Source organism: Pseudoalteromonas sp. HM-SA03 (assembly GCF_002289345.1).
Taxonomy (GTDB): Bacteria; Pseudomonadota; Gammaproteobacteria; order Enterobacterales; family Alteromonadaceae; genus Pseudoalteromonas.
Genome location: NZ_NSDG01000104.1, coordinates 1 through 25582, shown reverse-complemented (window position 1 = coordinate 25582; position 25582 = coordinate 1). Strand labels below are relative to the sequence as shown.

General features: G+C 41.4%; 17 protein-coding genes and 1 pseudogene. 7 read left to right on the top strand and 11 right to left on the bottom strand.

Translation table 11 applies throughout. The features are described 5' to 3' along the window. Positions 1-4: 4 nt before the first annotated feature. Positions 5-1300, bottom strand: a complete 1296-nt coding sequence (hmgA, locus tag CKO50_RS20205; protein ID WP_095729619.1) for a homogentisate 1,2-dioxygenase — start codon at positions 1298-1300, stop codon at positions 5-7. A 112-nt stretch (positions 1301-1412) separates the two neighbouring features. Between hmgA and CKO50_RS20200 the strand changes: the two genes are divergently transcribed. After that, positions 1413-1883 carry a MarR family winged helix-turn-helix transcriptional regulator gene (locus CKO50_RS20200; RefSeq protein ID WP_095729618.1) on the top strand — a complete coding sequence of 157 codons (471 nt, stop codon included), beginning with the start codon at positions 1413-1415 and terminating at the stop codon, positions 1881-1883. Positions 1884-1939: 56 nt separating this feature from the next. Here the strand turns inward: CKO50_RS20200 and CKO50_RS20195 are convergent, their stop codons facing one another. The 3 genes from CKO50_RS20195 to CKO50_RS20185 all read right to left on the bottom strand — a co-directional run bounded on the left by CKO50_RS20195 (position 1940) and on the right by CKO50_RS20185 (position 9405). Next, the gene (locus CKO50_RS20195) at positions 1940-5218 is read right to left on the bottom strand and encodes a TonB-dependent receptor (RefSeq protein ID WP_095729617.1); all 3279 of its coding nucleotides are present in this window, start codon (positions 5216-5218) and stop codon (positions 1940-1942) included. Between the two features lie 197 nt (positions 5219-5415). Further along, positions 5416-8508: a TonB-dependent receptor gene (locus CKO50_RS20190; protein WP_095729616.1), complete on the bottom strand. Its 3093-nt coding sequence runs from the start codon at positions 8506-8508 to the stop codon at positions 5416-5418. A 36-nt stretch (positions 8509-8544) separates the two neighbouring features. Continuing rightward, on the bottom strand, positions 8545-9405 hold the full coding sequence (locus tag CKO50_RS20185; RefSeq protein WP_095729615.1) for a S1/P1 nuclease: 861 nt from the start codon (positions 9403-9405) through the stop codon (positions 8545-8547). A gap of 378 nt (positions 9406-9783) precedes the next feature. On the opposite strand from CKO50_RS20185, the gene CKO50_RS20180 reads away from it, so the two are divergent. After that, positions 9784-10521, top strand: a complete 738-nt coding sequence (locus CKO50_RS20180) for a PhnD/SsuA/transferrin family substrate-binding protein (protein ID WP_255230607.1) — start codon at positions 9784-9786, stop codon at positions 10519-10521. Next, positions 10511-11437, top strand: coding sequence for a hypothetical protein (locus CKO50_RS20175; RefSeq protein ID WP_095729613.1), 927 nt, complete (start codon positions 10511-10513; stop codon positions 11435-11437). The genes CKO50_RS20180 and CKO50_RS20175 overlap by 11 nt, the downstream gene beginning before the upstream one ends. Positions 11438-11485: 48 nt before the next feature. Here CKO50_RS20175 and ushA read toward each other — a convergent pair whose 3' ends face one another. The 3 genes from ushA to CKO50_RS20160 all read right to left on the bottom strand — a co-directional run bounded on the left by ushA (position 11486) and on the right by CKO50_RS20160 (position 13855). Then, positions 11486-13075, bottom strand: a complete 1590-nt coding sequence (ushA, locus tag CKO50_RS20170) for a bifunctional UDP-sugar hydrolase/5'-nucleotidase UshA (RefSeq protein ID WP_095729612.1) — start codon at positions 13073-13075, stop codon at positions 11486-11488. 63 nt (positions 13076-13138) lie between these two features. Then, positions 13139-13330 (bottom strand): hypothetical protein, encoded by a 192-nt coding sequence (locus CKO50_RS20165; RefSeq protein ID WP_095729611.1) that lies wholly within the window; start codon positions 13328-13330, stop codon positions 13139-13141. Positions 13331-13432: 102 nt separating this feature from the next. Then, complete coding sequence (locus CKO50_RS20160; protein WP_095729610.1) at positions 13433-13855, bottom strand: MAPEG family protein; 423 nt, start codon at positions 13853-13855, stop codon at positions 13433-13435. A 117-nt stretch (positions 13856-13972) separates the two neighbouring features. Here CKO50_RS20160 and CKO50_RS20155 point away from each other — a divergent pair, with 117 nt between their 5' ends. Together CKO50_RS20155 and CKO50_RS20150 are read left to right on the top strand one after the other, a co-directional pair. Continuing rightward, entirely contained in the window at positions 13973-16858 is a 2886-nt protein-coding gene (locus tag CKO50_RS20155; protein WP_095729609.1) for an insulinase family protein, read from the top strand. Between the two features lie 365 nt (positions 16859-17223). Further along, a complete protein-coding gene (locus tag CKO50_RS20150; protein WP_095729608.1) occupies positions 17224-17733 on the top strand; it encodes a GNAT family N-acetyltransferase in 510 nt (169 codons plus the stop codon). On the opposite strand, the gene CKO50_RS20145 is transcribed toward CKO50_RS20150, so the two are convergent. The 4 genes and pseudogenes from CKO50_RS20145 to CKO50_RS20130 form a co-directional block, all read right to left on the bottom strand. Then, the gene (locus tag CKO50_RS20145) at positions 17728-18306 is read right to left on the bottom strand and encodes a membrane integrity-associated transporter subunit PqiC (protein WP_095729607.1); all 579 of its coding nucleotides are present in this window, start codon (positions 18304-18306) and stop codon (positions 17728-17730) included. The genes CKO50_RS20150 and CKO50_RS20145 overlap by 6 nt on opposite strands. Continuing rightward, positions 18303-19961 carry an intermembrane transport protein PqiB gene (gene pqiB / locus CKO50_RS20140; RefSeq protein ID WP_095729606.1) on the bottom strand — a complete coding sequence of 553 codons (1659 nt, stop codon included), beginning with the start codon at positions 19959-19961 and terminating at the stop codon, positions 18303-18305. The genes CKO50_RS20145 and pqiB overlap by 4 nt, the downstream gene beginning before the upstream one ends. Beyond that, on the bottom strand, positions 19958-21151 hold the full coding sequence (locus CKO50_RS20135; protein WP_095729605.1) for a PqiA/YebS family transporter subunit: 1194 nt from the start codon (positions 21149-21151) through the stop codon (positions 19958-19960). Before CKO50_RS20135 ends, pqiB begins: the two co-directional genes overlap by 4 nt. 60 nt (positions 21152-21211) lie before the next feature. Continuing rightward, a pseudogene (locus tag CKO50_RS20130) lies at positions 21212-21998 on the bottom strand (acyl-CoA thioesterase). 262 nt (positions 21999-22260) lie between these two features. Between CKO50_RS20130 and dnaK the strand changes: the two are divergent. Next, the gene (dnaK, locus tag CKO50_RS20125) at positions 22261-24183 is read left to right on the top strand and encodes a molecular chaperone DnaK (protein ID WP_095729604.1); all 1923 of its coding nucleotides are present in this window, start codon (positions 22261-22263) and stop codon (positions 24181-24183) included. Positions 24184-24336: 153 nt separating this feature from the next. Continuing rightward, positions 24337-25473, top strand: coding sequence for a molecular chaperone DnaJ (gene dnaJ, locus CKO50_RS20120; RefSeq protein WP_095729603.1), 1137 nt, complete (start codon positions 24337-24339; stop codon positions 25471-25473). Positions 25474-25582 lie beyond the last annotated feature (109 nt).

Sequence of the window (25582 nt, the reverse complement as noted above, 5' to 3'; positions counted from 1 at the left end):
ATCTTTATGCTCCTTTAAAGTACTTTTTAATGCCTTTCCAGCAATCAGCATAGTTAGGCTGACGCGCTTTGCCTTCTAAAGCATACTTAGTTGGAGAGATAATGTAACGTGACTCAAACATAAACGCGAGAGTGTTTTCATAGCGCTGTGGTGCAAGCTCTGCGTTGCTCGCCTTTTCAAATACATCAGCTTCTGGCCCATGAGGAGACATACAGTTGTGTAGGCTCATGCCACCTGGCACAAAACCATGTTCTTTGGCGTCGTATACCCCTTCAATTAAGCCCATAAACTCACTCATGATATTACGGTGATAATAAGGTGGACGGAATGTATTTTCTGCCACCATCCAGCGCGGTGGGAAGATCACAAAGTCTACGTTTGCAACACCTGGCGTGCCTGATGGAGAAGTCAGTACAGTAAAGATTGACGGATCTGGGTGATCAAAGCTTACGGTGTTCATTACGTTAAATCGTGCTAAATCATATTTGTATGGGGCGCTATTACCTGTCCATGCAACCACATCAAGTGGTGAGTGGCCAATCTCACAGCGGAACAAATTACCATTAAACTTTGCAACGAGTTCAAAATCACCTTCTTTGTCCTCAAAGGCGGCAACCGGGTATTGAAAGTCACGTTCGTTGGTATAGCCATTCGCCCCAACAGGGCCTCGCTCAGGCAATATATAAGGGTGTCCGTAGTTTTCACAAATATAACCACGCACCGTATCGCTTAAAAGCTCTACACTGAATTTGATACCTCGAGGGATAACGGCAATCTCACCTGGTTTAATTGCGAGTTTTCCGCACTCTGTGTGTAAAATGAGTTCGCCTTGCTGTGGGACGAATAACAGCTCGCCATCCGCATTATAGAAGTAGCGACCTTCCATTGATGCGTTAGCAACATATACATGAATACCAATCCCGCTTTGGCCATTGGCACTGCCGTTAGCTGCCATCGTTACTAAGCCATCGATAAAGTCTGTTTTTTCGTGTGGTATATCGATAGGGTTCCAGCGCAACATGGAAGGGGGGGTAACGGCTTCAGTTATTGGTGCTGTGCGTAATAGACCATTATCCATCGCTTTATATTCACCTTGTAAAACAGAAGGGCGAATACGGTAGAACCAATTTCTACGATTATCAGCACGAGGCGCTGTAAAAGCGGTGGTGTTATATTGCTCTGCATAAAGATCGTATTTTACTTTTTGCGGTGAAAATTGACCAATAGGTAAAGCGCCCGGCAGTGCTTCACTTTCAAATTGATTACCAAATCCAGTTAAATATTGAAGTTCTTGGCTCATGTGTCTCGACTCCTTTGTGTTTTATAGTAAGATACTCTCATGTGAGAGTATTTTCAATGTTTGTCATCTAGTCGCTCTGTAAAGTTATAGTGACAGTAGGGAATGTGTAATAATGTCTAAAACTGATAAAAAACTGCTGAATATAAACGATTTTTTGCCGTATCAGCTCGTTTCACTGTCAACAAAAGTGAGCAATGACTTTGCGCACGTCTACGAGCAAAAGGGAGAATTAACGCAGCAACAATGGCGAGTATTATCTCACGCAATACAGACGGAGGGGCTTACTGCAAAACACATATGCGAATTGGCAAGCATGGATAAATCAACCGTTTCAAGAGCAATTAAGCAGTTACAAGACAGAGAGTTGATCGAGATGTTAGTGAGTCCAAGTGATAAACGTGCAAAAACTATTGCGGTAACAGAGCAAGGAAGAGCGCTTTATCAAGCATTAACGCCGCTTGCATTGGCATGGGAAGCTGAGCTACTCAGTTGTTTTAGCGATGAACAGAAAGAGAAGTTTATGGAATTGTTGGTGTTAGTTCAACAACGAGTGGAGCAAAGAGATAGCCCTAAAATTCGGTAATAAAAAAGGCCAACAATCGTTGGCCTTTGGGAGATTATCTAATTACGTGTTAGATATTAGAATGTGTAACGAATACCAATTTTAGCTTGCCATGCTGACGCGCCTTTATCGATAGTCGAGTAGTTGCGAACATCAGCACCATTGTAGCGTGGCTCGATAATTAGCTTGCCATCGTCATCTAGGCCGCCAAAGTCATAAACTGCTTGGTCAGAGTAACTTAGCTTCTTCTCTACACCCCAATCGCTATTCAGTAGGTTAGCAAAGTTTTCGATCATAAAGTAAAGTTCTCCTTTATGCTCTTTATAGAAACCAGGGATTTCTTGTTTAAAGCTAACATCCATAGTGGTAACCCAAGGCTGAGTTCCCGTATTGCGGTCTAATAGTTGTCCACGCTCAGTAATGCCTGCACGGTTAAGTAAGGCTTCTAGCTGATTCCAAGATAAATCTGACTGTTCCCAGTTTACATTCGCATCATCAGGACCAGATGGGATGTACGCTAGGTATGCAGATGTACCTGCAAAGTCACGGGTATCTCCCAAGTCATAATCATTGTATGAACCCATTGTGTAGCTAAACGGACGGCCAGATCGACGTTCAAAGAACACGTTAAACTTCGACGCATAACCGTCAAAGAATTCAGTAGTGTAGCGCAAGTTAATCTTGAAGCTATGTTCTACTTCGTAGTGACCACGACCTACTAGGTCAACATTACGGCTGTGCGTAGTTGCGTGTTTGTAGTTACCATCTGCTTGAGAAGCGCTACCAGGTGATACATCTTCAACATCTTGATTCGTGTAACTTGCAGAAACGTAAAGACCGTTATCCCACTCTTTAGCAATTGCGGTGCTTAAAATAATAGAACGTGCGTCTTCATCAGCATTGGTCATCATGATGTCATAATTATCTCTAAGCTCACCAGAGTACTTGTTATCATAGATGATTCGACCAGTTGCAGAGCGCACGATGTTACCGTTTTCATCAAGCTTTGGCGTAATAGAAGTGTTATGCCATACCGCTTCGTCTTGCTTGTTGTGGTAAGCAAGTTCAGCAGTCCACTTGAAGCCATCACCTAGCAGTTCAGAATCAAAGTCGTATTCAAACCCAACTTGTGCACGAATGCTTGATGGTAACTTGAAGTTAGGATCCGTATAAGCTGTGCTGCCAGCACCTTGCTGTAGAGAATCTTGAATTTGCTGAGGCACGCGAGTGAAATCCACTTTATCTACGCCTGCAAAGTAATTATTGATAGCGTCTTGTGTCGCCTCAACTTGCGTTAAGCCGTCTTTTTGGAATGGGTTGTTAAACCAAACATTTGGGATACCGCCATGGAAACGACCAACACCACCATTAATGGTGAGAGATTCAGTTGCATAATACTTGAAGCCGATACGTGGTAAAATGATATCAGCACCATCCAAGTTTTCCTGGTTCGTATAACCATAAGTTTCTTGGAAAGCAGTATTTAATGTAGGCTTGTCACTTGAAGATAAACGCTCATAACGAAGGCCCGCTGTCACTTCAAGGTCGTCTGTCACATAGAACTTATCTTCAACGTAAAGCGCAAGTTGCTCACGCGTGGCATCATAAGCTAAGTCATTGACATCGTTAGTATAAGCATTGGTATAAGAGAACTTGTAGTCATCATACTTGTTTAGGAATAGCTTTTTGTTTTCAAAATCTTGTATGCTACCAAACGTCCAGCTACCTCTTGAGTCTTCACCGAACAAGTTGTAAAGACGCTTGCTCTCGTATTGACCACCAAAATTAATCTCATGGTCGCCCATTAAGTAAGTTGCATCAAGTGTAAACGCAAAAGTTTCAGTTTCAGATTCATTGACATGGCGGTATACATCGCGACCGAATTGGAAGCCTGCGCCACGGTCGCCATTCAAGTACACCTTAATGGTGCCTAAATCTGAGTTTGTTACGCTGTCATTAGTTACATTTTTGTAAGCAAGACCAATTTCTGTCGAGAACTCATCAGACCAATCTGAATACAATTTAGCGGCAAAATTATCGAACTTGGTTGTGTATGTATAGCGGCTTGATGCCATTGATACCATCTCACCACCAGTCGAAAAACCTTTTGCATCTTCTTCATCTTGCCATTGGTAAGTAAAGTCAGCACGATGTAGATCGGAAATGTTCCAGCTAAGCTTAATTAACACGCTATCGCTGGTGTCTTCTGGGTTACCACCAAATCCATCTTCGATACCATATACGCTGTTTAATGTAGTAATGAATTTATTGTAGTCATTTTCACTCACATCAAATTCATGCGCTGTACCTGAACCATCAAAGCCGTAGTCCATGTCCATCTCTTGTTTCCAAGAGTTGTAGTTAACAAAGTAAAATAACTTGTCTTTGATAATCGCACCACCGGTGCTAAAGCCCAAACGCTTTTCGGTAACGATAGGATCTGTGCTTGCAACTTCGAAAGTCTTATGACCATCTTGATCAAGAATATTTGAGCCCGCGCGGTGAATTACTTTACCATCAGCGTCTTTGACATCTTCTTTGTATTTCGCTTCAGAAATGTTATCAAGCTTACCTGCTAAACTTGGCGTGCTGGTTTCGTAGAAGCCAGTGAAAGTATATTCATTAGAGCCTGACTTAGTAACCGCATTGATCGTACCACCACCAAAGTTACCCTTTTTAGCAGAAAAAGGTGATGTATCAACTGAGATCTGCTCAATTGCATCAAGTGCTACAGGTGGTTGTGCTGTTGGGTAACCGCCAAAGTTTAGGCCAAAGTCATCATTTTGGCCGATACCGTCAACGGTTAAACCATTCGTTCTTGGGTTATTACCCGCAATCGTGAGCTCACCATTTCCGTTGATGCTGGCAAGCGGATTTAAGCGTGCAATGTCTTTGATGTCATTATTGAAACTAGGTGCATTTTCAATGGTATCAGCACCAAACACACTGCTTGAGCCACCAGCTTGTTGTACCAGTTTATAACCTGTAACTTCAATTTTTTCGATTTGCTGTAATGGTTGAAGTTGATTGTTGATACGGTGAGTGTCGCCTAACTCAAGATAAATATTGTCAAGTTGGGCATCTGAATATTTGTCAGAGTCAAGTACTACTCTGTAAGGTCCGCCAACGCGGAGACCTTTTGCAATGAAAGCACCAGATTCATTAGTAACGAATGTGCTTATAGTACCAGTTGGTTCGTGAATAACTGTAACTTTAACATTTGCAGCTGCTTCACCGGTTGGGGTGGTGATCTTACCGCGCATTGCCGATGATGTATCTGCAGCGTATGCGCTGACTGATACCCCAAGAGCTAATGCAAGTGCGCCGGCCACTCTAGTTAAGCGAACGTTTTTCATTGTTTCATTTCCCGTGTAAGTAGATTATGAGAGTCAGATTTTTAGATGTGATTAAACAGCACCTAATACTACAGTTCTCTAACTATGTTGATTAATTTATAAAGCAAAACCATCTGCTGGTTTACGACGTAGCACGGCTAGCTTCTAAAGAAGGTAGCCGTGTCGTAAAAGTGATAAATTCAACCAAGACTTATCATTTAGAAGTTGTATTTAACACCAAAACGGATTTCATATAACGATGGTTTAATTTCAAAGTCAGTGCCTGAAGGGTTATTGAACTTCTCAAACACATATTGACCATTGTCATTGATAGATGCGGTCACTGCGTTTTGCATTGACGTACCACGTTTTAAAGTGCCCCAGTCATCGTTAAGTAGATTGCCAACATTCTTTATTACGAAGAATGCAGAACCTTTATGTCCATCAGCAAAACCGCCAAACTCTTGTTCAACTTTTAAATCGAAAGTAACAAACCATTCGCCGTCTTGCGAGTTACGGTCTTGAATTTGGCCGCGTGATAGGCCTTCGCGACTAACCCATGAGTCAAATGCAGCTTTATCAAACTTTTCTCCATAAACTACACGCTGGTCGCCTTCAGAAGGTACGTATAGCAAATCGCGCTTCTCATCAGCATAACCAAACATACCTGTGTTATTAAACGTGTACGAGTATGGGTTTGTCATACTTGCTTGACCGAATAGGCTAAAGCGAGTTTCTAAGCCATCAAGTAGTTCAGTTTTGTACGATAGAGACATTGTTGCGCGATGTGGTACTTCGTAATCTGAAGTCGCGACTTCTGGGTTTTGCGGATCCGCAGTTGCTATTTTGTGATAGTTCGAAAACGCGACAGAGTTACTCATTGGATGCACATCTTTTGCAACGGTGTATGCATAAGAAAGCGCTAAATCTATACCGTTATCAAATGACTTGTTCATGCCGAAGGACAACACATGGCTATAACCATCATCACCTGACACGTTGGTTAGCATTAAGTCTGATTCGCGAGAATGAAGCTTATCGTTGTAAATTGGACGGCCATCGGGCGCGGTTTCATCAGATGCCAATGTGATATTCTTGATAACCGCTGAATCTTGTTTATCTGTGTATAAGTAGTCAACACTGAATACATAATCAGATTCAGTAATATAAGTTGCACCTAGTGAAAGTTTCCACTCTGAAGGAATTTCAAAATCAGGGTCAGTTACGTTAGTACTATCATCAGCTCCACCCGCAGAGATGGTATCGTATAATTCTTTAGGAATATCGAAACCAGCTTTACCGTCGCCAACGAACGCAACTGCATTTGGGCCTAGCAACTGAAGGTTTTTCTTGTCTGTTTGGATGTTACGAATACCATCGTTTGAATAGCTGTTTGAGATCCATACATTTGGGTTACCACCAGAGTAAAGGCCTATACCACCACGCAATTCTAGCTGGTCATTATAAGTCCAGTTAACACCTAAACGCGGTTGTAATAGGTCAACGCCATCCAGATTTTGTTGGTTTGAAAAACCAAAGCGCTGTTCAAAGTTTGGATTATATGCTGGTACGTCATCACTGGTATACCAGTCATAACGAACGCCTGCTGTGATGGTCATATCGTAATCGATAAAGTCGAACTTATCTTGAAAGTACAACGTATTTAGTGCGTACTTAAATTCACCGGCTGCATCTTCAGGATTATGTGATGAAGCATTGCCATAGTAAACGCGCGCAATGCCATTACTGAGATCTTCAATACTGCTAAAGCGATATTCACCTTCGTTGTGTTGCACGAACATATTGAATACGTCGAGTTCTTCACGCTCATATCCAAAATATAGCTCATGCTCATCAAGGTAATAGGTACCTGCAAGTTTCAGAGAAAGGTTATCGTACTTTAATTTATTTGCTTGACGAGAATCATCCGGGCCCAAGTAAACAGTGATATCATCAACATTTACTTGAAACTCACCAAAACCAGATGCTTTATCCAGCGATAATTGGCTGTTATCAAGCTCTGAATAACCAATACGGACTTCGGTCGAAAACGCATCGGTCCAATCTGAGTAGATTGAAGTGACAAAAGAGTTGAGCTCTGCACCACGTTCATAGAAGTGATTCGATAAAGATAGCCTGTCAGAGCTAGAGTCAGATTGAGACAAAGAAAAGCCATCGTTATAGTTATATACGAAGCTTGCACGATGATCGTCGTTGATGTTCCAGTCTAGTTTTACCAGTAGTTTTTCATCTTCTACAGGCATACTTGGGATCATACCGCCGACATCATAGCCATATTTTTCTTGCATTATAGCAGTAATACGGTCGATGCTCGCCTGACTGATTTTTCCATTTGCAAATGGTGTATATTCGAAGATCTCTGATCCTTCCAACTTTTCATAACTTGTAAATAGGAATAGAGAGTCTTTAATCAGCGGCAGGCCAACGTTAAAACCGTAACGTTTTTCGTCATAGTCACCGATATTTTGCTTTTGACCATCAATTTTATCACCAGATAGCGAATCACTGGTATAGTCAAAAAATAAACCACCCGTTAATGTGTTTGTACCGGATTTTGTTACGGCATTGATGTTACACGAAGTAAAGCCACCGTATTGAACATCGAATGGCGCAAGTTCTACAGCAACTTGATCAATAGAATCAAAAGAAAAAGGCATACGCTCAGTTGGGTAACCATTGCTATTCAAGCCAAAGTTATCGTTCATTCGCATACCATCAACAGTTAAGCTGTTGAACCGTGGGTTACCACCTGCACATAAAATAGCGCCTGAACTGCTTTCGTCTACGTAGATCCGCGGGTCAGTACGCACAATATCTTTCAAATCGCGGTTAATTGCAGGCTTATTTTGTAATTCAGCCAGAGAAAAGTGAGATGCTGGACCTGTTCCACCAGACTGTGCAGTTAAAGGACGACCAGTCACCACTATTTGCTCAATGTCTTGTAGTGACTGCAGTTGAACTGAAACAGGGTATGTTTTACCTAAAGATAGATAAACATCATCGACTCTAGTATCCTCAAATCTATCAGAGTCAATAATAATTTGGTAAGGGCCACCAACACGAAGGCCTTTTGCAGAGAATACACCGCTTTCATTCACTGTGGCTGTTTTTACGGAGCCTGAAGGGGTATGAATGATTGTTATTTTTGTACCAGCAGCAGGATTACCCATTGGGCCTACTACTTGACCTTTTAAGCTAGAAGCCGTGTCGTTTGCGTGTGCAAAGCCGCTTGCAGCTAAACTCGCTGCAATAGCAAGAGACAGCGAAGTTTTGCGTAAAAGAGTATTCATTTTGTTGTTTCCCGTATATTTCAGAACTTACTAAAGTTATTTTATATTCGCAGTATTAGAAGTCTTTTTTAATGCTTCTTTTAATGGCTGCGAGTCCTTATCGAAAATTTGGTTTAATAGGCCAGCTAATCTAATGCCACCTTGTTGTAGCCTAAATTTAACCGTTGGCATATATTTATAAATGTAACCGTAACTTATTTCAGTTTCATTGCTGTTATAAACTTTTTCGGCAATATTATTTGACTCAAGCAACCAATCTGCTGGTGAGCTGTCTAAGTATTCAGCAATTATTTCATTATTTGTGGTTTGAATAAAACGAGTAAACTCAGTAAATGAAAGATTTTCATTTTCGATTAATTTGGTGTCCCAAGTGCTGTGTAAGTTCGAGTCACTGCCAAAGAACTTTACTTTAATCATGTTACCGCCGCGGTCTTTGCCGCGACCTGCGTGAAATGGCTGGTGGCTGTCACCTACAAGGTGAACTAGGAAGCGAAATGCAAAACGCTTTTCATCGATTGATTTGGACTCTGACTTTAGTGTATTGATGGAGTAGTAGATACCATCTAGAATGTGTTTTACTTTTTCTTTGTCATTCAAATCGGCATGGACATGCTCGTGCATTGCCTTTGGGTTGTCGATATTGATGTAATGCCACTTTGAAGATTGTTTACGCCAAAATGTGCTTGGATCCGAGCGCATTTCATCTGCCCAAGTTGAAATCTCAGCCAGAGAGTCACCTTCTAATAAGGGTTGAATTGCAACGCGAGTCTGAGCGGTTAAATGCGCTTCCGCTAATTCGCCAATGATCCTATGACCATTTTGACCCCAGGCGTATGCACTTGACGTCGTTATAGTCATCCCTACAGCGAAAAGTAATGACAAGCTTTTACGTAACATTTGTATCTCTTGTAGAAAAGGGAACAATCTTCCCAACCGAAAAGTGAGGCCAATTGTCCGCATTTTTCAACAAAATAAAAGGACTCAATAAGATTCATAATTTCTTGTCAATAAAGTATTAAATTCAACTAGTTATGTGTTATTGGTAAAATTACCTATTGCAATAAGTAAAGAAAGTTGATCTAATAGCAGTCAAGAAAAGATAGGTTATTTCAATTAGTGATACATAGTAACATTTTGGATAGTAAATCAACAATTGTATCTTCGTTGTTTATATGCGCATTATTATGCTGGATTTTAGGGGCTCGATTAATATCGGCAAAGCCTCTCATTCTTGATCCCGTCGTCCAATACTCAAATACTTGCAAAACGCGTTCAGTGTCCAATATCAACACCTTAAAAATACATGTTCCAATTAAAAGTCTCGCGTTAGACATATTGGTTAGGGCGTGTGAAGACGAAGTTGTGACCAGGCAATATGGACAGGTGAAAGTGTATTGGGGAGGAAGTCTCGCTGAGCAAATAGAGTTTTTAGCTAAAGGGATTGCTGACCTTATTTTAACAAAAGACAATATCATGTTGGCTTTGATGGCTGAATCAACACATAGTTATAAGCCTGTTATCGGGTATCCGGCTTATTCCGCCTTTTTTATCTCAAACACAGAAAAACCCAAATTATCTAAATCTTATTTTTTAGATAAAAAGATAGGTTTGCTGGACTATCCAACAAGCCGTTCTGGTCATATTTTACCAAAAAGTGCGTTTAAAGAGTTAGACATCGATATCAATGCGCTTGATATTACCTATTTAAGCTCGCATCAAGCGCTCCGTGATCGGTTAGCTGCTGGCGAAGTTGATATTATTGCATCTTATTGGTCCGAAGAAGATGAACTGCGATTTTCGAAAAATTACATTACGCCAATTGCAAATAACGTCAGTGGCAGTAAATGGTATTTAAAAATGAACAACAACAACACTGATTTAGCTTGTGCAATGCAGGGAATCATTAACCAAGTCGCTCAATTAAGAACATCGAGTTACTTTGATAAGGTAGATCGATACTGGCAATGTGAAGCCTCACCTTATGGCTTTATCGGAGATGAAGATGGACGTTAGCCAGCGTAATATATCCGTTTTTATTGCTTTGGCGTTATTGTTTAGCGGTATTTTCTACATTTCTCAAAGTATTGAAACTAACCGTATTCTGAAGCAGCAAAAAGAAGCGGTTGCGCTTCGTGTTGCTATTGATATGAATCGTTTACCCGTTGCAGATCCTTTTTTACATTACGCAGGTAATGAAACTGAGCTGAGAGAATATATAAACTCACTAAATACTGTGCTAGAAGCTCAAGATGCCCGTTTAACCGTACTAGATATCAATACTTCAGGAGCAGGGCAGGGAGAAAAAAGCGAGGTATTAACTTTATCTGCGCCGCATAGAAACTTCTATGTAGCGGTTTCGCTAGATGACTCCAAGCCAAAGTTTACTTTTATTTTCCCACTTATCATGGCATTTATGGCTGTTGCAACGATTAGCTGGATTCGGAAAAAGGGACTGAGCGACCAACGTCATGGCATACAAACTTCGGAAAAGTTACCCGAATTTAAGCTCGTCGTTGATCTGTACTCTAAAACAATGACTTCTAACAGAGATAAATTAGTCAGTGTACAGCTGGCTAATAAGCCTCTTTGCTTTTATTTAGCACTTGTTGAGTTTTGCGAGGTAAACCCTGACACTATTCTCAACCAAAACAAAGAGATGCCTAAAGAGTTATTGGATCTCGCGGATAAATACTTTTATCGTTTAGTTGAGCTTGGTCATACTATAAGAAAACGGCCAAACTTCACCAATAGTCTAGAAAAAACATTAAGTGAGATCAGGGCTGCGCTAGATGAAGTATTAGACGCATTTCCAGAGAAAAAAGTGTTGTTTTATCCGCCAAAAGCACACGGAGAAGGGTCTCGTTCTAAACTGCATAGTTATGGACTAAGCGGAGTGAAAAAGTCAGATATTGATATTATTGGTAAATAGAATGGATTCATATAAGCGGTGTATTACACCGCTTATAGAATTTCCTTTTTATAAATCCACGGCCTTTATTGGACTGTTCTTTTTGAAGTAATCTTTTAAGACCTGTGCATCAGTAAGATCTGTTGCTGTGTATTCTGGGAGATGATTAATCCTTGGGTAACCGTCACCACCAGATGCGTTATAGCTATTCACACTCATACGGTAGGTCTTACCGTCAGTCAATGGTTTGCCGGCAATGCGAACATTGGTTACTTTATCGTTCTTGATATCAAACGTAATATGGTTGAACTGTAAGTAAGCACCAGAGTCAGGTGGGAACTTAGCGACAATGTTTAAATAGTCAATAAGGTTGCTGGCCTTCCAGTCTATGTAAGTAATGCGATTTTTAAATGGGTGAACTTTCAGTACATCTTTGTAGCTGACATCACCTTGCTCAATACTATCTCGGATCCCGCCACCGCTAATAATACCAAAATCTGCTTCAACAGCTGCCATTTGCGCGTTAATAATAAGATCTGCGAGGTTGCTTTGCTTAAATCTAACGGTACTGCGACGACCATCTAAGAAACTATCAACGTATCCCACAGCACCAGCTATTTGCGCTTGCCCTTTTTCTTGAAAAGGCGTTAGAAAAGCGAGCATTTGCGGATCTTCTTGAATCGTTTCACCAATCACAGAGCCGGTTTTATCTTTTAAGTTTACTGGAATTAAGTTGTAGCTAATCAAGGTTTTTGTATCACCATCAACCCTAAATACGGCTTTACCCACATACTTACCCCACTCATGTGCTTGCATTATCCAAACACCATTTTGATTATCAGGTTTACATGTTTTGCCAGGAGCAAAAGTGGTATCCTCGTTACCATTGTCATCAACACATACTGGCTCTTGAGAATGCCCTCCTACAATTAAATCGAGTGTGCCTATAGGAAGTTGACGCGCGAGTGTTACATCACCAGGAGCATTGATACCATGATTAGCACGGTGATAGTGGCCCATGTGTGTAACAGCAATCATCACGTCTGGGTGATATTTAGCTTTAATTTTAGGAACCCAGTTTTCTGTGGCTGCCAAAGGCTCAATAAAAGTCAGGCCATGAACATGCTTTGGGTTGGCAATTTTAACAGTATCAATTGTCGTAAGTCCAAGGACAGCAATGGTCAATCCTGCACGCTCAATAATTGTGTAAGGCTCGTATGCTGGCATTTGATTTGTATTATCCAGAATATTTGCTGACAGCACTGGGAAGTTTGCCCACTCGATTTGTTTGGCTAGCACATCTCGGGTGTTGTCAAATTCATGGTTACCAATCGCCATAGCATCGTAACCGAGCTTGCTCATTCCCCTAAAATCAGGTTCGGCAAACTGTAAATCAGATTCTGGTACACCCGTGTTTATATCGCCTCCAGAAAGTAATATAACGGCATGCCCAGCTTTTTCTGCATCACTCTTTAATTGGTCAATTAAGGTTTTTCTGGCAGCCATACCATATTCACCTTTTTCATTTTGCCAAAAACGACCATGATTATCGTTGGTATGTAATACGGTTAGGTATTCTGCTTGTTGCGACTGCTTAGGAGAGGAAAAGTGGCATGCTGATAATAGCAAAGCCGTTGAAAGAATAAGTAAGTTGCGCATAATTTAGAAGCTATTTGATAAATTATGCGCGTATTCTAGATCATTATAATTATTTTAATAGTGCTAACACTCAAAATTGCTACATTTTCTGGCGTTTTGTGCCACTGCAGATACTCTTCTGTCCAGTTCAAACTTAGCTAACTCACATTTTGCATGGTCTGTTTCTATCATCCAGTTTAAAAAGCTCGCTGGCAGCGTGGAGTATGGCTCTCCAGCATGAAGTCCAAAATCGCAGATATCATTGTCCTGTTTCATCTATGTGCCCCTGTTGTTCTTTTTGCCATCGCCATGCTAACAAATTGGCTCAGAGATTAAAGAACAATTAGCTAAAACGGATGGCATTTTTATTATTTTTAGTTATATAAGTGTTAAAAGTAATGTGATCCACTGCAACACAATGAAGGCACATCCTGCAAGGTAGAGGCGAAAACGCGTTCGAATATGATTACTACCGATATGAACATAGGCATGTGCAATACGACTAATTACAAACAGTAGGGCGAAGATGCTGAACCACAACGTAACAAGTTTCATTGCGAGTGCGGCAAGAGAAACCACAAAAAACAACACGGGAATTTCGAACTGATTAGTAAAGTTTCTAGATGCCAGAATGACTTCTTCGGGCGCGTTGTCGAGCGTCATGGTTTTGAATTGATCAAACTGGATCTGTTTTTCTCGTGCAGCTTTAAATCGACGTTTACCCATAATAACCATAATGGCTAAGGTCAGTAGAGTTTGTAAAAATAGCGCGGTGAGCAGTAAGTAAATGGATGTCGGCATAGGTACCTCAGTTTACGAAGTGTTACAAAACAAAAAATTTCTATATTGCAAAAGCTTAGTCGAATGACGATGATAGTCTGGTTCCAAAAAGTAATTATCACAATAATGGATTGTTTTATGAAAAAGCTATTCGCAATTAGCACACTTACCTTAGCAGTTTTGACTGGATGTGGTACAACTTCTTCACTCAATCATTCAGATACGGCTGAGAATCTTCTTTCAGAACAACTGGTTGTAAGTCCTAATGATGATAGGGAATATCAAACGTTAACCTTGGAAAATGGCATTGAAGTCATTTTGGTATCAGACCCTTCTGTATCGAAATCAGCGGCAGCGCTGAGTGTTGGCGTTGGTCTACTACACGATCCTATGTCTCAGCAAGGGATGGCGCACTATCTTGAACATATGCTATTCCTTGGTACAGAAAAGTATCCAGATAGCAAAGGTTATTCTGAGTTCATGACCAAAAACGGTGGGGCACATAATGCTTACACTTGGTTGGATATTACTAATTATATGTTCAAAGTGAACAACGATGCCTATGACGAGGCGTTAGACAGATTCTCCGACTTCTTTAAATCTCCTAAGCTTTACCCTGAGTACACAGAAAAAGAAAAAAATGCAGTAAACGCAGAGTGGTCTATGCGTCGTGAAATGGACTTTTTTGGTCAATTTAAACTTGCACGAAATATGATGGGAGAGCATCCAGCTAACCGCTTTCTTATTGGTAACCTAGAAACGTTAGGTGATAAAGAAGGTAGCAAACTACATCAAGAGACCGTTGCTTTTTATAATAAGTACTACTCTGCGAACATCATGAAGTTAGCCATGATTTCTAACGAGCCGATTGAGCAGATGGTGGCAAAAGCGAAAAAGCATTTCACGACAATCAAGAATAAAAACATCGATAAGCCAGAGGTTAAACAATCGCTTAACTTCGATAACGTTGGGCAAAAGCTGGTCCATTATAAACCGAATGAAGACGTAAAGACGTTACAGCTTGATTTCACTATCAAAAACAACGCAAGTGCGTTTGCGGTTAAACCGAACTATTTTATTACCTATCTTCTAAGTAATGAAATGGCTGGTAGCCCTGCTCAAGTACTAAAAGATAAAGGCTTAATCTCATCGTTAAGTGCATTTGCGACACCGAATAGTTATGGTAACTATGGGACATTGCAGATTGATATTCAGTTAACTGATGAGGGCTTAAAGCAACGCGAGTTAATTACAGGTACGGTACTTGATTATATCGATATGATCCGTGATAAAGGCGTCGATAGTCGTTACTTCAAAGAGATACAAACGTCGCTAAGTAATCAATTTAGGTTTTTAGAAAAAGGCGATGAGTTTGGTTACGTCAGTAACCTTGCAGATAGCATGCAGCACTATCCAATGAATCATGCTATCAATGCGAGCTACTACTACGCGCAGTTTGATGCTGATGCGGTTAAGGCTGTCTTGGAACAACTAACACCTGAGCAAATGCGGGTATGGTATATCAGTAAAGGTGAGCCTACCGATTCAAAACTACACTTCTATGATGGTCAATATCAGATTGTAGACTTAAAGCGTAGCGATTTTGATAAATGGAAAGAAGAAGCAAATTTCGATTTAGCACTTCCTAGTGTAAATACCTTGCTACCTGAAAACTTCGCACTGAAAACATCTGCGGATGATGCGAAAAAGGGCGTTAAGAAGGTTATTGATGCTGATGGCGTAACGGTTTGGCATGCTGCGAGTGAGCGTTTTTACCAACAGCCTAAAGGTAGTCTGAAAATTTACGTCAATAACCCAAGTGCATTAAAAGACATCAAAACCGAGGTTGCACTGTCGATTTGGGCTGATTTATACCGCTTGGATAAAGCAAAGTTAATGACGGAAGCGAGCATAGCGGGTATGCATCTTGGGCTGACTCCAGCAAATGGGATAATGCTAGATATTTCAGGTTTTACTGATAAGCAAGCTTTATTGATAAAGGATGCGCTCTCTGGTGTTCGTGTAGAAACGAATAAACGAGCTTTTGACCAAGCCATTGATCGTTACGTACGTGGTATTAAGAACCAAGAAAAAGAATTCCCATTTAGACAAGCTTTTGGTGTATATCAAAAACTTATCCGCTCAGGAAATTATGATGATTCCGCATTGATATCAGCAGCTAAATCTTTGACTCTGGCCGACTTAGATAAAGTGCAAAATCAAATTCTGACGAATAATCAAGTTCGTGTTTTTGCTTATGGCAACTACGATAAAATGGACTTGCAAACAGTAAAAGAGACGCTTGATAATGCGCTGCCTAAACGCCAAAAAGTGACCGAGTACGCACGTGCTAAGTATTGGCAACCAGAGCAAAAGCAGACACTGGTATGGCAGCAAGACATTGATGTTGCTGATGTTGCTGTAATCGATTTTGCAGTGCACCCAATCAAAGGCTATGCGCAGAAGGCGGCGGCGATGGTGCTTCAAGGTCACTTAAGAACGGCGGCATTTGAACGTCTGAGAACCGAAGAGCAGCTAGCGTATGCGGTTGGCGCAACGAGTGTTGCTATTGATGAATATTCAGCGCTAGGCTTCTATATTCAAACACCGGTAAAAGATGCTAAAAGCATGCAAGATCGCTTTGACGCGTATAAAGATGAATACGCTAAAGACTTAGCAGCGTTAGATCAGACGACTTTCGAGCAGTTAAAAAATGCAGTGTTAGTCTCATTAACCGAAGAGCCAAAAAACCTTTCTGAAGAATTACAGCCGTTAATGGGCGATTGGTTCAAGGAAAATATGGCATTTGACTCTGAAGCTAAGCTAATTGCTGCAGTTAAAGCGGTCACATTAGAAGATATTAAAGCGTACTATCAGCAAACTGTAATGAATCCCGATGCTGCTAGATTAAACATTCAATTACGCGGCGCTAAATTCCAAGCTGAGCCGTTTGCAGATTTACCGAAGCAAACTAAGCTAAACTCAGTTGATCAAATGTACAAAAACGTCAAATTCCAACAGTAATCTGTCGATATTTAAGTAGTAATTAAAAGCTGGGCAAATTCGTTTCCCAGCTTTTTTATTCACTTATGCAAATGCTAAAGTTCCAATGGAAGTTAATTAACCTGAGCTGCGGATAATTAATGCCTTTCTAGCAGCCAGTTTTAGCGTTAACTGCGTTGAATTCACTTCCAATAGCCTGCTATTGGTGCGTAAATTCGCCTTGCCTACAGGATGTAGGTACCTTAGCGAGAGCAGGACGCGGAAGCGGTGTTTTCCCTAAAACTCTCTGGCTAGACAAGGAAAAAACTAAGTTGTGCTTTAGAAACAAAGAGTTGGAACATCCCTTATCCAAACCTCAGGTTAATTATGATATTTTTGGAGGCAGAATGACGATTGCGACAGGAGAACGGATCTTTTTAAGGAAAGCAACGCTAAATGATGCGGGCTTTTTACTTAGACTTTTGAATCAAAAAAGCTTTATCGATAATATCAGGGATAAAGGCATAAAAACGCAACAACAAGCTGAGGAGCATATCGAGCAAGCTTATCTTATTCCCTATCAAATTGGTAAGCCAGCAGCTTACATCGTGGTAGAAGCAAGCAGCAATAGTAGTATTGGCTTATGTGGCTTATATCAGAGACCTTTTTTTAATATTCCAGATTTAGGCTATGCGTTTTTAGATGAATTTACTGGAAAAGGCTATGCATCTGAGGCCGTTAGGTTACTTATGGAATATGCTAAATTAGAACAAAGCCACACCAAGCTAGGTGCTATTACATTAGAAAGTAATTGCAACAGCATTAACCTACTTAGCAAAGTGGGATTTAGTCGTATTGGTAAAATAATAATTGATAACGACTTAACACCTGTCGTGGTGTTTGAGTGCCAACTATAAATACAGACTTATTTGTGCAGTTAGTTGGTTAAAGTTTTTTTGATGTGCAGTTACAAGAGCACTAAAGCCATCCTGCTCAAGCGTTGTTTCAAATTGGAACGGTTGCACTTGAGTTAGTTGATAGCTCCCTTCTTTGTATTGGTAAAGATACCAAGTCCCACTTATCACAGCGCCTTTTTCAAAGTGCCCTGCGAACTCATTAATTTCTACAACGAGGCGTTGATGCTCTTGCGTATTACGATAAAACTTATCGCTTTTAATTGCAGTGGTTTTGTTGGTTGCATTTAATGCGTTTACTAAGTTCCAAGTCAGCATATCTGAAGGTGGCTGAGCCCAAAAATGAAAATTAGCGATATTTACTTTGTTCTCTGGTTGATATTGCACTAAAGCTTGCTGATCAAACAATTCAATTAACTGCACTTTATCAACCAATAGGACGTGATTGAGCTCAACTCGCTTTTCCTCAGCGATACTTTTTGTTTCTAACTGATAATAACTGACCGGCTGAGACGGATTCGTTATACAGCCCGTTAAACAAAATAGAAGCAAAAATATCGCTAAGCCAGTCTTCATTTATTTTTCCTTGGGAGTGGATCTGCACCGCTTTCTTTATTAAAAATAAGCATATTCGGTTGTTCATTCAACCCTTTAGAAATAGGCTTTAAGCGATTTGACAAACTTTCAAGTTCTTCAAGGGTATCACTTAGTTGCTCCATAACACCTGAACCTTTTTGGTACTGCGTCATGGTTTGCTCAAATTGCTTTAAGCTTGATGTGAGCTGGCTTAACGTATCTTTTAAGCTCGTTAAATTACCGCCAACCTTGTCTGCTATCTTGTTATTATTGATAGACTCTACGAGTTGATTCATTTCCATTGCTAGTAACCTGTGTTGCTGAAGGGTACCTTCTAGTTCCTTAACAGTTGTTTCAAGAGGTAACCCATTTAACTTGTTCAGTAAGCTTGTGACCTGTTCAGAAAGTGCTGTAATACCGCTCGGAACGCTGGGTAATACTGGATAAATAGCCGTTTTGTTTGAACTAACGACTTCTGCACTTGGATAAAAGTCTAACTCTATATATACAGCACCTGTTAACAAATTGCCACTTTTTAGTGATGCCCTAAGGCCATTACTAATCCATTTGTCTATATTTTCTGACCAATATGTTTGTGCAAGCTGTGCATCTTCGTAAATGCGGCCGTACTCAATTTTAACCAACACAGGCACAGAGGTGTTATTTTGTTGAAAGTATAAAGGTCTATCGTCGCTAACACCAGTCGCAGGTACCTGTTCTATTGTGCCAATTCGCATTCCTCGATATTCGATTGGTGCACCAGCTCGAAGTCCTCGAATTGATTGCTCAAACTCAATGAGATAATAATCAAAGTGATCAAAACGTTGCTCTAAAGCCATTGCAAAGTTTTTGTGTAAGGCGTAGGTTTTGTTTTCGAGTGCTACTGTGCCGCTCGGCATGGTTGGTGGGTAGTCAACAGAAATCCCGCCCTTGATCATTTTTGCTAGCGATCCTGTCGACACTTCAATGCCTTCCGTTGATAGTTTAAAATCAATACCTGAACTAATCCAAAAAATAGCGTTGTCCGTTATAAGGGTATCGTATGGCGAATAGATAAAAATACCATATTCCATTTTTAAGCTTTCGACACTAAAGTGCGCAGACTCAACCTGACCCACTTTATAATTGCGGAAGAAAATACTGGATCCAACGTCTAATACTTCAGCATCCGAAGCCACGAGTTGGTAGCGTTTTCCCTGCACCTCAGGGCCAATTAATGCAGGTTCATCCATTAAGGTGAATATGCTTGAACGTGTTTTTGCGTCACCGGGGGAGAGTTCTATATATACTCCAGAGAGTAGCGTATTCATGCCTGAGATTCCAGATTCATCAATTCTAGGTTTTACTACCCAAAACGAAGAATCTTCAGCCAATAAATCACGGTAGGGCTGTAAAATCCTAACTTTCGCAACCACTGCATTTTGCGCTAATTCAAGCTTTAATGACTCGACTAACCCGACCTTAACACTTTTTACTCTCACCTCTGTTTTACCAGCAATAATGCCATCTGCGTCAGTCATTTTTATAAAAATAGTGTGGCCTTTATTTGCCTGATGTTGATATAACATCCAGCCTGTGATGAGCAACGCGATAATTGGAATAATCCATATCACTGAAAACTTTGGTTTGTCTTCTATATCAGCTTGAGTAGTCATTGATTATTTTTATCCCACAATAATCTTGGATCAAAACTATTAACGGCTGCGATTTGGCAAAGCACCATCAAAGTAAAAAACACGATACCAATTTCCGGTTCGACATTTAGCACCGTACCAAGTTGCACCAAAGACACTAAGATTATCACTACAAACACATCAATCATGGACCATCGGCCAATGAATTCGAGCAAGCGGTACACTCTTGTTGCTGCGATTGGGTCTTTGGGTTTTTTAACTCGTATAAGCAAGTAACTCAATAGTAACGCTTTTGCGATAGGAATACATATACTTGCGAGAAAAATAAGTGTTGCCACGGGATAAGAACCGGCTTCCCAAAGTACTTGAACGCCTGAAAAAATCGTCGCAGGCGTATGAAGCCCAAGACTAATGGTATCCATAATGGGTAGAAAATTAGCTGGTACAAGTAACACGGCGCTGGTGAGCATCCAAGCTAAGCTTTTTTGCGTTGATTGAGACTTTCGGTATTTTAGTTTGGCGTAGCAGCGCTGACACTTCTCACCTTCACCTAAGAAGCCACAAACCTTGCAACGTTTTGGTGTGGAAGATAAATTCTTCAGCTCGATCAAGTGACGATTACAGTGAGTCTGATTACGCCACATGTACTCGTGATCAAAAAGTGAGAGGGCTTCAATAAAACACAAAACGAACAAAATATAGGCCCAAAACCCAAGACCCATTTCCAATTCAGCAAAAGACATTAATTTAAAAGCGCTCACGAGCACGGCCACTAAAAATATATCGGTGAGATTAAGCGGTTTTAGTGCTGAGAGTAATTTTGCTAAATGCCGGGCATTGTGCGCATTGATGATTTGCCAATACTCGGTGTGTGCAAGCAGTAGCAATGAGCATACGGCAACAGGCATAGCTAAAATGGTGAAGGCAAATAATCCAGCTAGAAAATAGCTGTAATGTTCAGCTAACAATATGAGCGCTTGCCAGAGGCTCACAACTTGAGTGATACCGTGTTGCGTGTAGGAAATAAAATCTGGAAATAAGCTTGCGAATAAAAATAGTAATGCAGAAAAGCTGAAAGCTTGTACCAATTGATTTTGGTGCCCTTGTACATGACACAACACGCACCGACAGTTTGGGCACACCGCACGCTTTCGGGACTCGATAGAGCCAATTTCAACAAGCGTATCGCATTCAGGGCAAGCTGTAATCACACAAAAATCCGTTGATTTCCTTTTATGCTAGTTTGCTTGATGCGCCCAAATTTATCAATGCTAATCAAATACCGCGACGGTTTGACGACTTAGAGCCAGCAGCTTGCCATCTTGTGACCAAATTTTTGCATCTTCAATACCATAACCATTTTNGGGTCACGGCTTCAAAGCCAAGCCAAGACTCTGAGTCGAGTGATATATCACACAAAAATTCTATGTACCAAGACATACTACTGGCGGGGCTTGGTGCTTTACACATCTGGAGCAACGTTGGTGGCCATGAGTCAGCAAGAGCCAATGTATGTAGTTCATTTACCGAGGTAGTTTGTGTTTTAAATCGCATCCAGCCACCCAGGTTTGAAGATGGTGCACCGGAAAATGGCAAAGCGCCTTGTTGGGCATTGAGCGAGACATGCTGGAAAAATGCAGGCATCACACCTTCTTGGTATGGAAGAACTGCCTCTGGATTAACATCTGAAAGAGTAGAGTTATCCACATTTTCAACTTGGATAGCTGATTCTCTATCCTTGCCAAAACAGCCGATAGCAATAAGGCAGACTTCACCCGACTGGATCAGTTGAGTTTGCATTTGGGTAGCATTTTTTCCGTTACGCAGAATGGTTGTTTCAACCGTAAATGGTGCGCTTTCTAGCAGTGGCCCGACGAAGTTTACACTCACAGAGAGCAGTCGACGAGGCTCTGTTAGTTGATGCTTCATGCTTTGCACCGCGATTGCTGCAGACAACCCTCCAAACGCAGTACGGCCTTGACACCAACTTGCAGGAAAAGTCATTTGTGTTTGCGCTTGTTGTAAATGCTCCGACTGAATAATTTCATCAAATGTCATGTTGTCATTTCTCATTACTTATTATGTTGCATTTAGCATAACTGGTCTAACCAGGTAATCAAGCGTCAAATACATCGTATTTTCTTCTTCACTTGTTTCAAAATAAGCAATTAAGGGTTGTTTTTTGACCGAAACGTTCGAAAAGCAAAAAAATTTCAATTTTTTTCATTTTTTTTTAGTTGTGACGCTTGAATTACAAATCGGTGACCTTATTTATCAAATCAACTAACTGAACAACGAATTTTGAAGTCGGAGATGATTCATGGGTAAAATTATTGGAATCGATTTAGGTACTACTAACTCTTGCGTAGCGGTACTTGATGGTGACAAGCCGCGCGTTATTGAAAATGCAGAGGGCGACCGCACAACTCCTTCTGTTATTGCATTTACAGATGATGGTGAAACACTAGTAGGTCAGCCAGCAAAACGCCAGGCAGTGACTAACCCTAAAAATACACTTTACGCGATCAAGCGTCTAATTGGTCGTCGTTTTGAAGATGAAGAAGTACAGCGTGACCTTAGCATCATGCCTTTCAACATCGTGAAAGCGGACAACGGTGACGCTTGGGTTGAAGTACGTGGTGAAAAAAGAGCTGCACCTCAGATCTCAGCTGAAGTTCTTAAGAAAATGAAGAAAACAGCTGAAGACTTTCTTGGTGAGCCAGTAACAGAAGCTGTTATCACAGTTCCTGCATATTTCAACGATTCACAGCGTCAAGCAACAAAAGATGCTGGTCGTATCGCAGGTCTTGAAGTTAAGCGTATTATCAATGAGCCAACAGCAGCAGCACTTGCCTACGGTATGGATAAGAAGCAAGGCGACAACGTTGTTGCAGTATACGACTTAGGTGGCGGTACATTCGATATCTCAATTATCGAGATTGATGAAGTTGAAGGCGAGCACACCTTTGAAGTACTAGCAACTAACGGTGACACTCACCTAGGTGGTGAAGACTTTGATAACCGCGTTATCAACTACCTAGTTGCAGAATTTAAGAAAGACCAAGGCATCGACCTAAAAACTGACCCGCTAGCGATGCAGCGTGTTAAGGAAGCGGCTGAGAAAGCGAAGATCGAGCTGTCTTCAGCACAGCAAACTGAGGTAAATCTACCTTACGTTACTGCTGATGCAACAGGTCCTAAGCACATGAACGTTAAGCTAACTCGTGCAAAACTTGAGTCACTAGTTGAAGACTTAGTTGCGCAATCAATCGAGCCACTAAAACGTGCACTTGCTGATGCAGACCTTTCTGTAAACGACGTAAATGACATCATCCTAGTTGGTGGTCAAACACGCATGCCACTGGTACAGAAAACAGTAGCTGAATTCTTTGGCAAAGAGCCACGTAAAGACGTTAACCCTGATGAAGCGGTAGCAGTTGGTGCAGCGGTTCAAGGTGGTGTACTTGCAGGTGACGTGAAAGACGTACTACTACTTGACGTTTGTCCTCTCTCTCTAGGTATTGAGACTATGGGTCAGGTAATGACTGCGTTAATTGAGAAAAACACGACTATTCCAACCAAGAAGTCGCAAACTTTCTCGACAGCAGAAGACAATCAGTCTGCAGTAACAATTCACGTACTACAGGGTGAGCGTAAGCGTTCAAGCGATAACAAGTCTCTAGGTCAATTCAACCTAGAAGGTATTCGCCCAGCACAGCGCGGTGTGCCACAAATCGAAGTTACTTTTGATGTGGATGCTGATGGTATCTTACACGTGTCTGCGAAAGACAAAGACACAGGTAAAGAGCAGAAGATCACAATCCAAGCTTCTTCAGGTCTAAGCGACGATGAAGTTGAAAAAATGGTACGTGATGCAGAAGCAAACGCAGAAGAAGATAAAAAGTTTGAAGAACTAGTTGGCGCTCGTAACCAAGCTGATGCACTTGTTCATGCTACACGCAAGCAAGTTGAAGAAGCGGGTGATGACCTTCCAGCTGACGACAAGACAGCAATTGAAGCTGCACTTGGTGAGCTAGAAACTGCAATCAAGGGCGATAGCAAAGAGGAAATCGATGCTAAGACACAAGCACTAGCAGAGAAATCGCAAAAGCTTATGGAAATCGCTCAAGCAAAAGCGCAAGCTCAACAAGCTGGCGGTGACGCAGGTGCCCAACAAGGTTCAGCGAAAAAAGACGACGACGTAGTTGACGCTGAATTTGAAGAAGTTAAAGACGACAAGTAATTGTAGGTCTTGAAGGAGGGCGCGCTGGCTGTATGGCTTGTCGCGCCCTACGTGTTTATAAATTAGACTGTTGTCTGGCATTAGTTTGCAAGCGACAGGGCTCAGCAGAGTCTGCAACGACATAAGTTGCCAAGAAAGAGTAGTGTGATAAAAATGTCTAAACCTGACTATTATGAAGTATTAGGTGTTGCAAAAGACGCCAGTGAACGTGACATTAAAAAGGCGTATAAACGTCTTGCAATGAAATATCACCCAGATCGTACTGCAGGTAACACCGAACTCGAAGCAAAATTCAAAGAAGTAAAAGAAGCTTACGAGGTATTGACTGATAGTCAAAAACGCCAGATGTATGATCAATACGGCCATGCAGCTTTCGAACAAGGTGGTGGTGCTGGTCATGGTGGATTTGGCGGCGCTGGCGACTTCGGCGATATTTTTGGGGACGTATTCGGTGATATCTTTGGTGGCGGTGGTGGCCGTCGTCAATCAAGACAGCAGCGTGGCGCGGATTTAAGATATAACTTAGAGTTAAGTCTTGAAGAAGCGGTACGTGGTAAGCAGGTTGATATCCAAGTACCAACTTGGGTGAGCTGTAAACCATGTGATGGTAGTGGTGCGAAAGCAGGCTCTAAGCCTAAAACTTGTACAACCTGTCATGGTGCAGGTCAAGTACAAATGCGCCAAGGCTTCTTTGCGGTACAGCAAACTTGTCCAACTTGTCAGGGCACAGGTCAGATCATTTCAGACCCGTGTAACAGCTGTCACGGACAAGGCCGTGTAGAGAAAACGAAGACACTTAACGTTAAGATCCCAGCAGGGGTTGATACGGGTGATAGAGTACGTTTGTCTGGCGAAGGTGAAGCGGGTGCGCATGGTGCTCCAGCTGGCGACCTGTACGTACAAGTGAGTGTAAAAGAGCATCCAATCTTCGTACGTGACGGCAACAATTTGTACTGTGAAGTGCCAATTAGCTTCACAACGGCAGCACTCGGTGGTGAGATTGAAGTGCCGACCCTAGATGGCCGCGCGAAACTGAAGATTCCATCGGAAAGTCAAACTGGCAAAATGTTCCGTATGCGTGGTAAAGGCGTGAAATCTGTGCGTAGCGGTGCAGTAGGCGACTTAATTTGTAAAGTTGTCCTTGAGACGCCAGTAAACTTAAACGAGCGCCAAAAAGAGCTTCTGCAAGAGTTTGAAGAGTCTATGGGTGAAAACAACGGTAAGAACCGTCCTAAGGCACAAGGCTTTTTTGACGGCGTTAAGAAGTTCTTTGATGACTTAACTAAGTAACTTAAGCTTATTGAAAATGCCCGCTGCGATAGCGGGCATTTCAGATTGATGATAAACCCCGCTTTTTTAAGCGGGGTTTATTTTTCCCAGTTGTTGGAGCAGTTTTCTC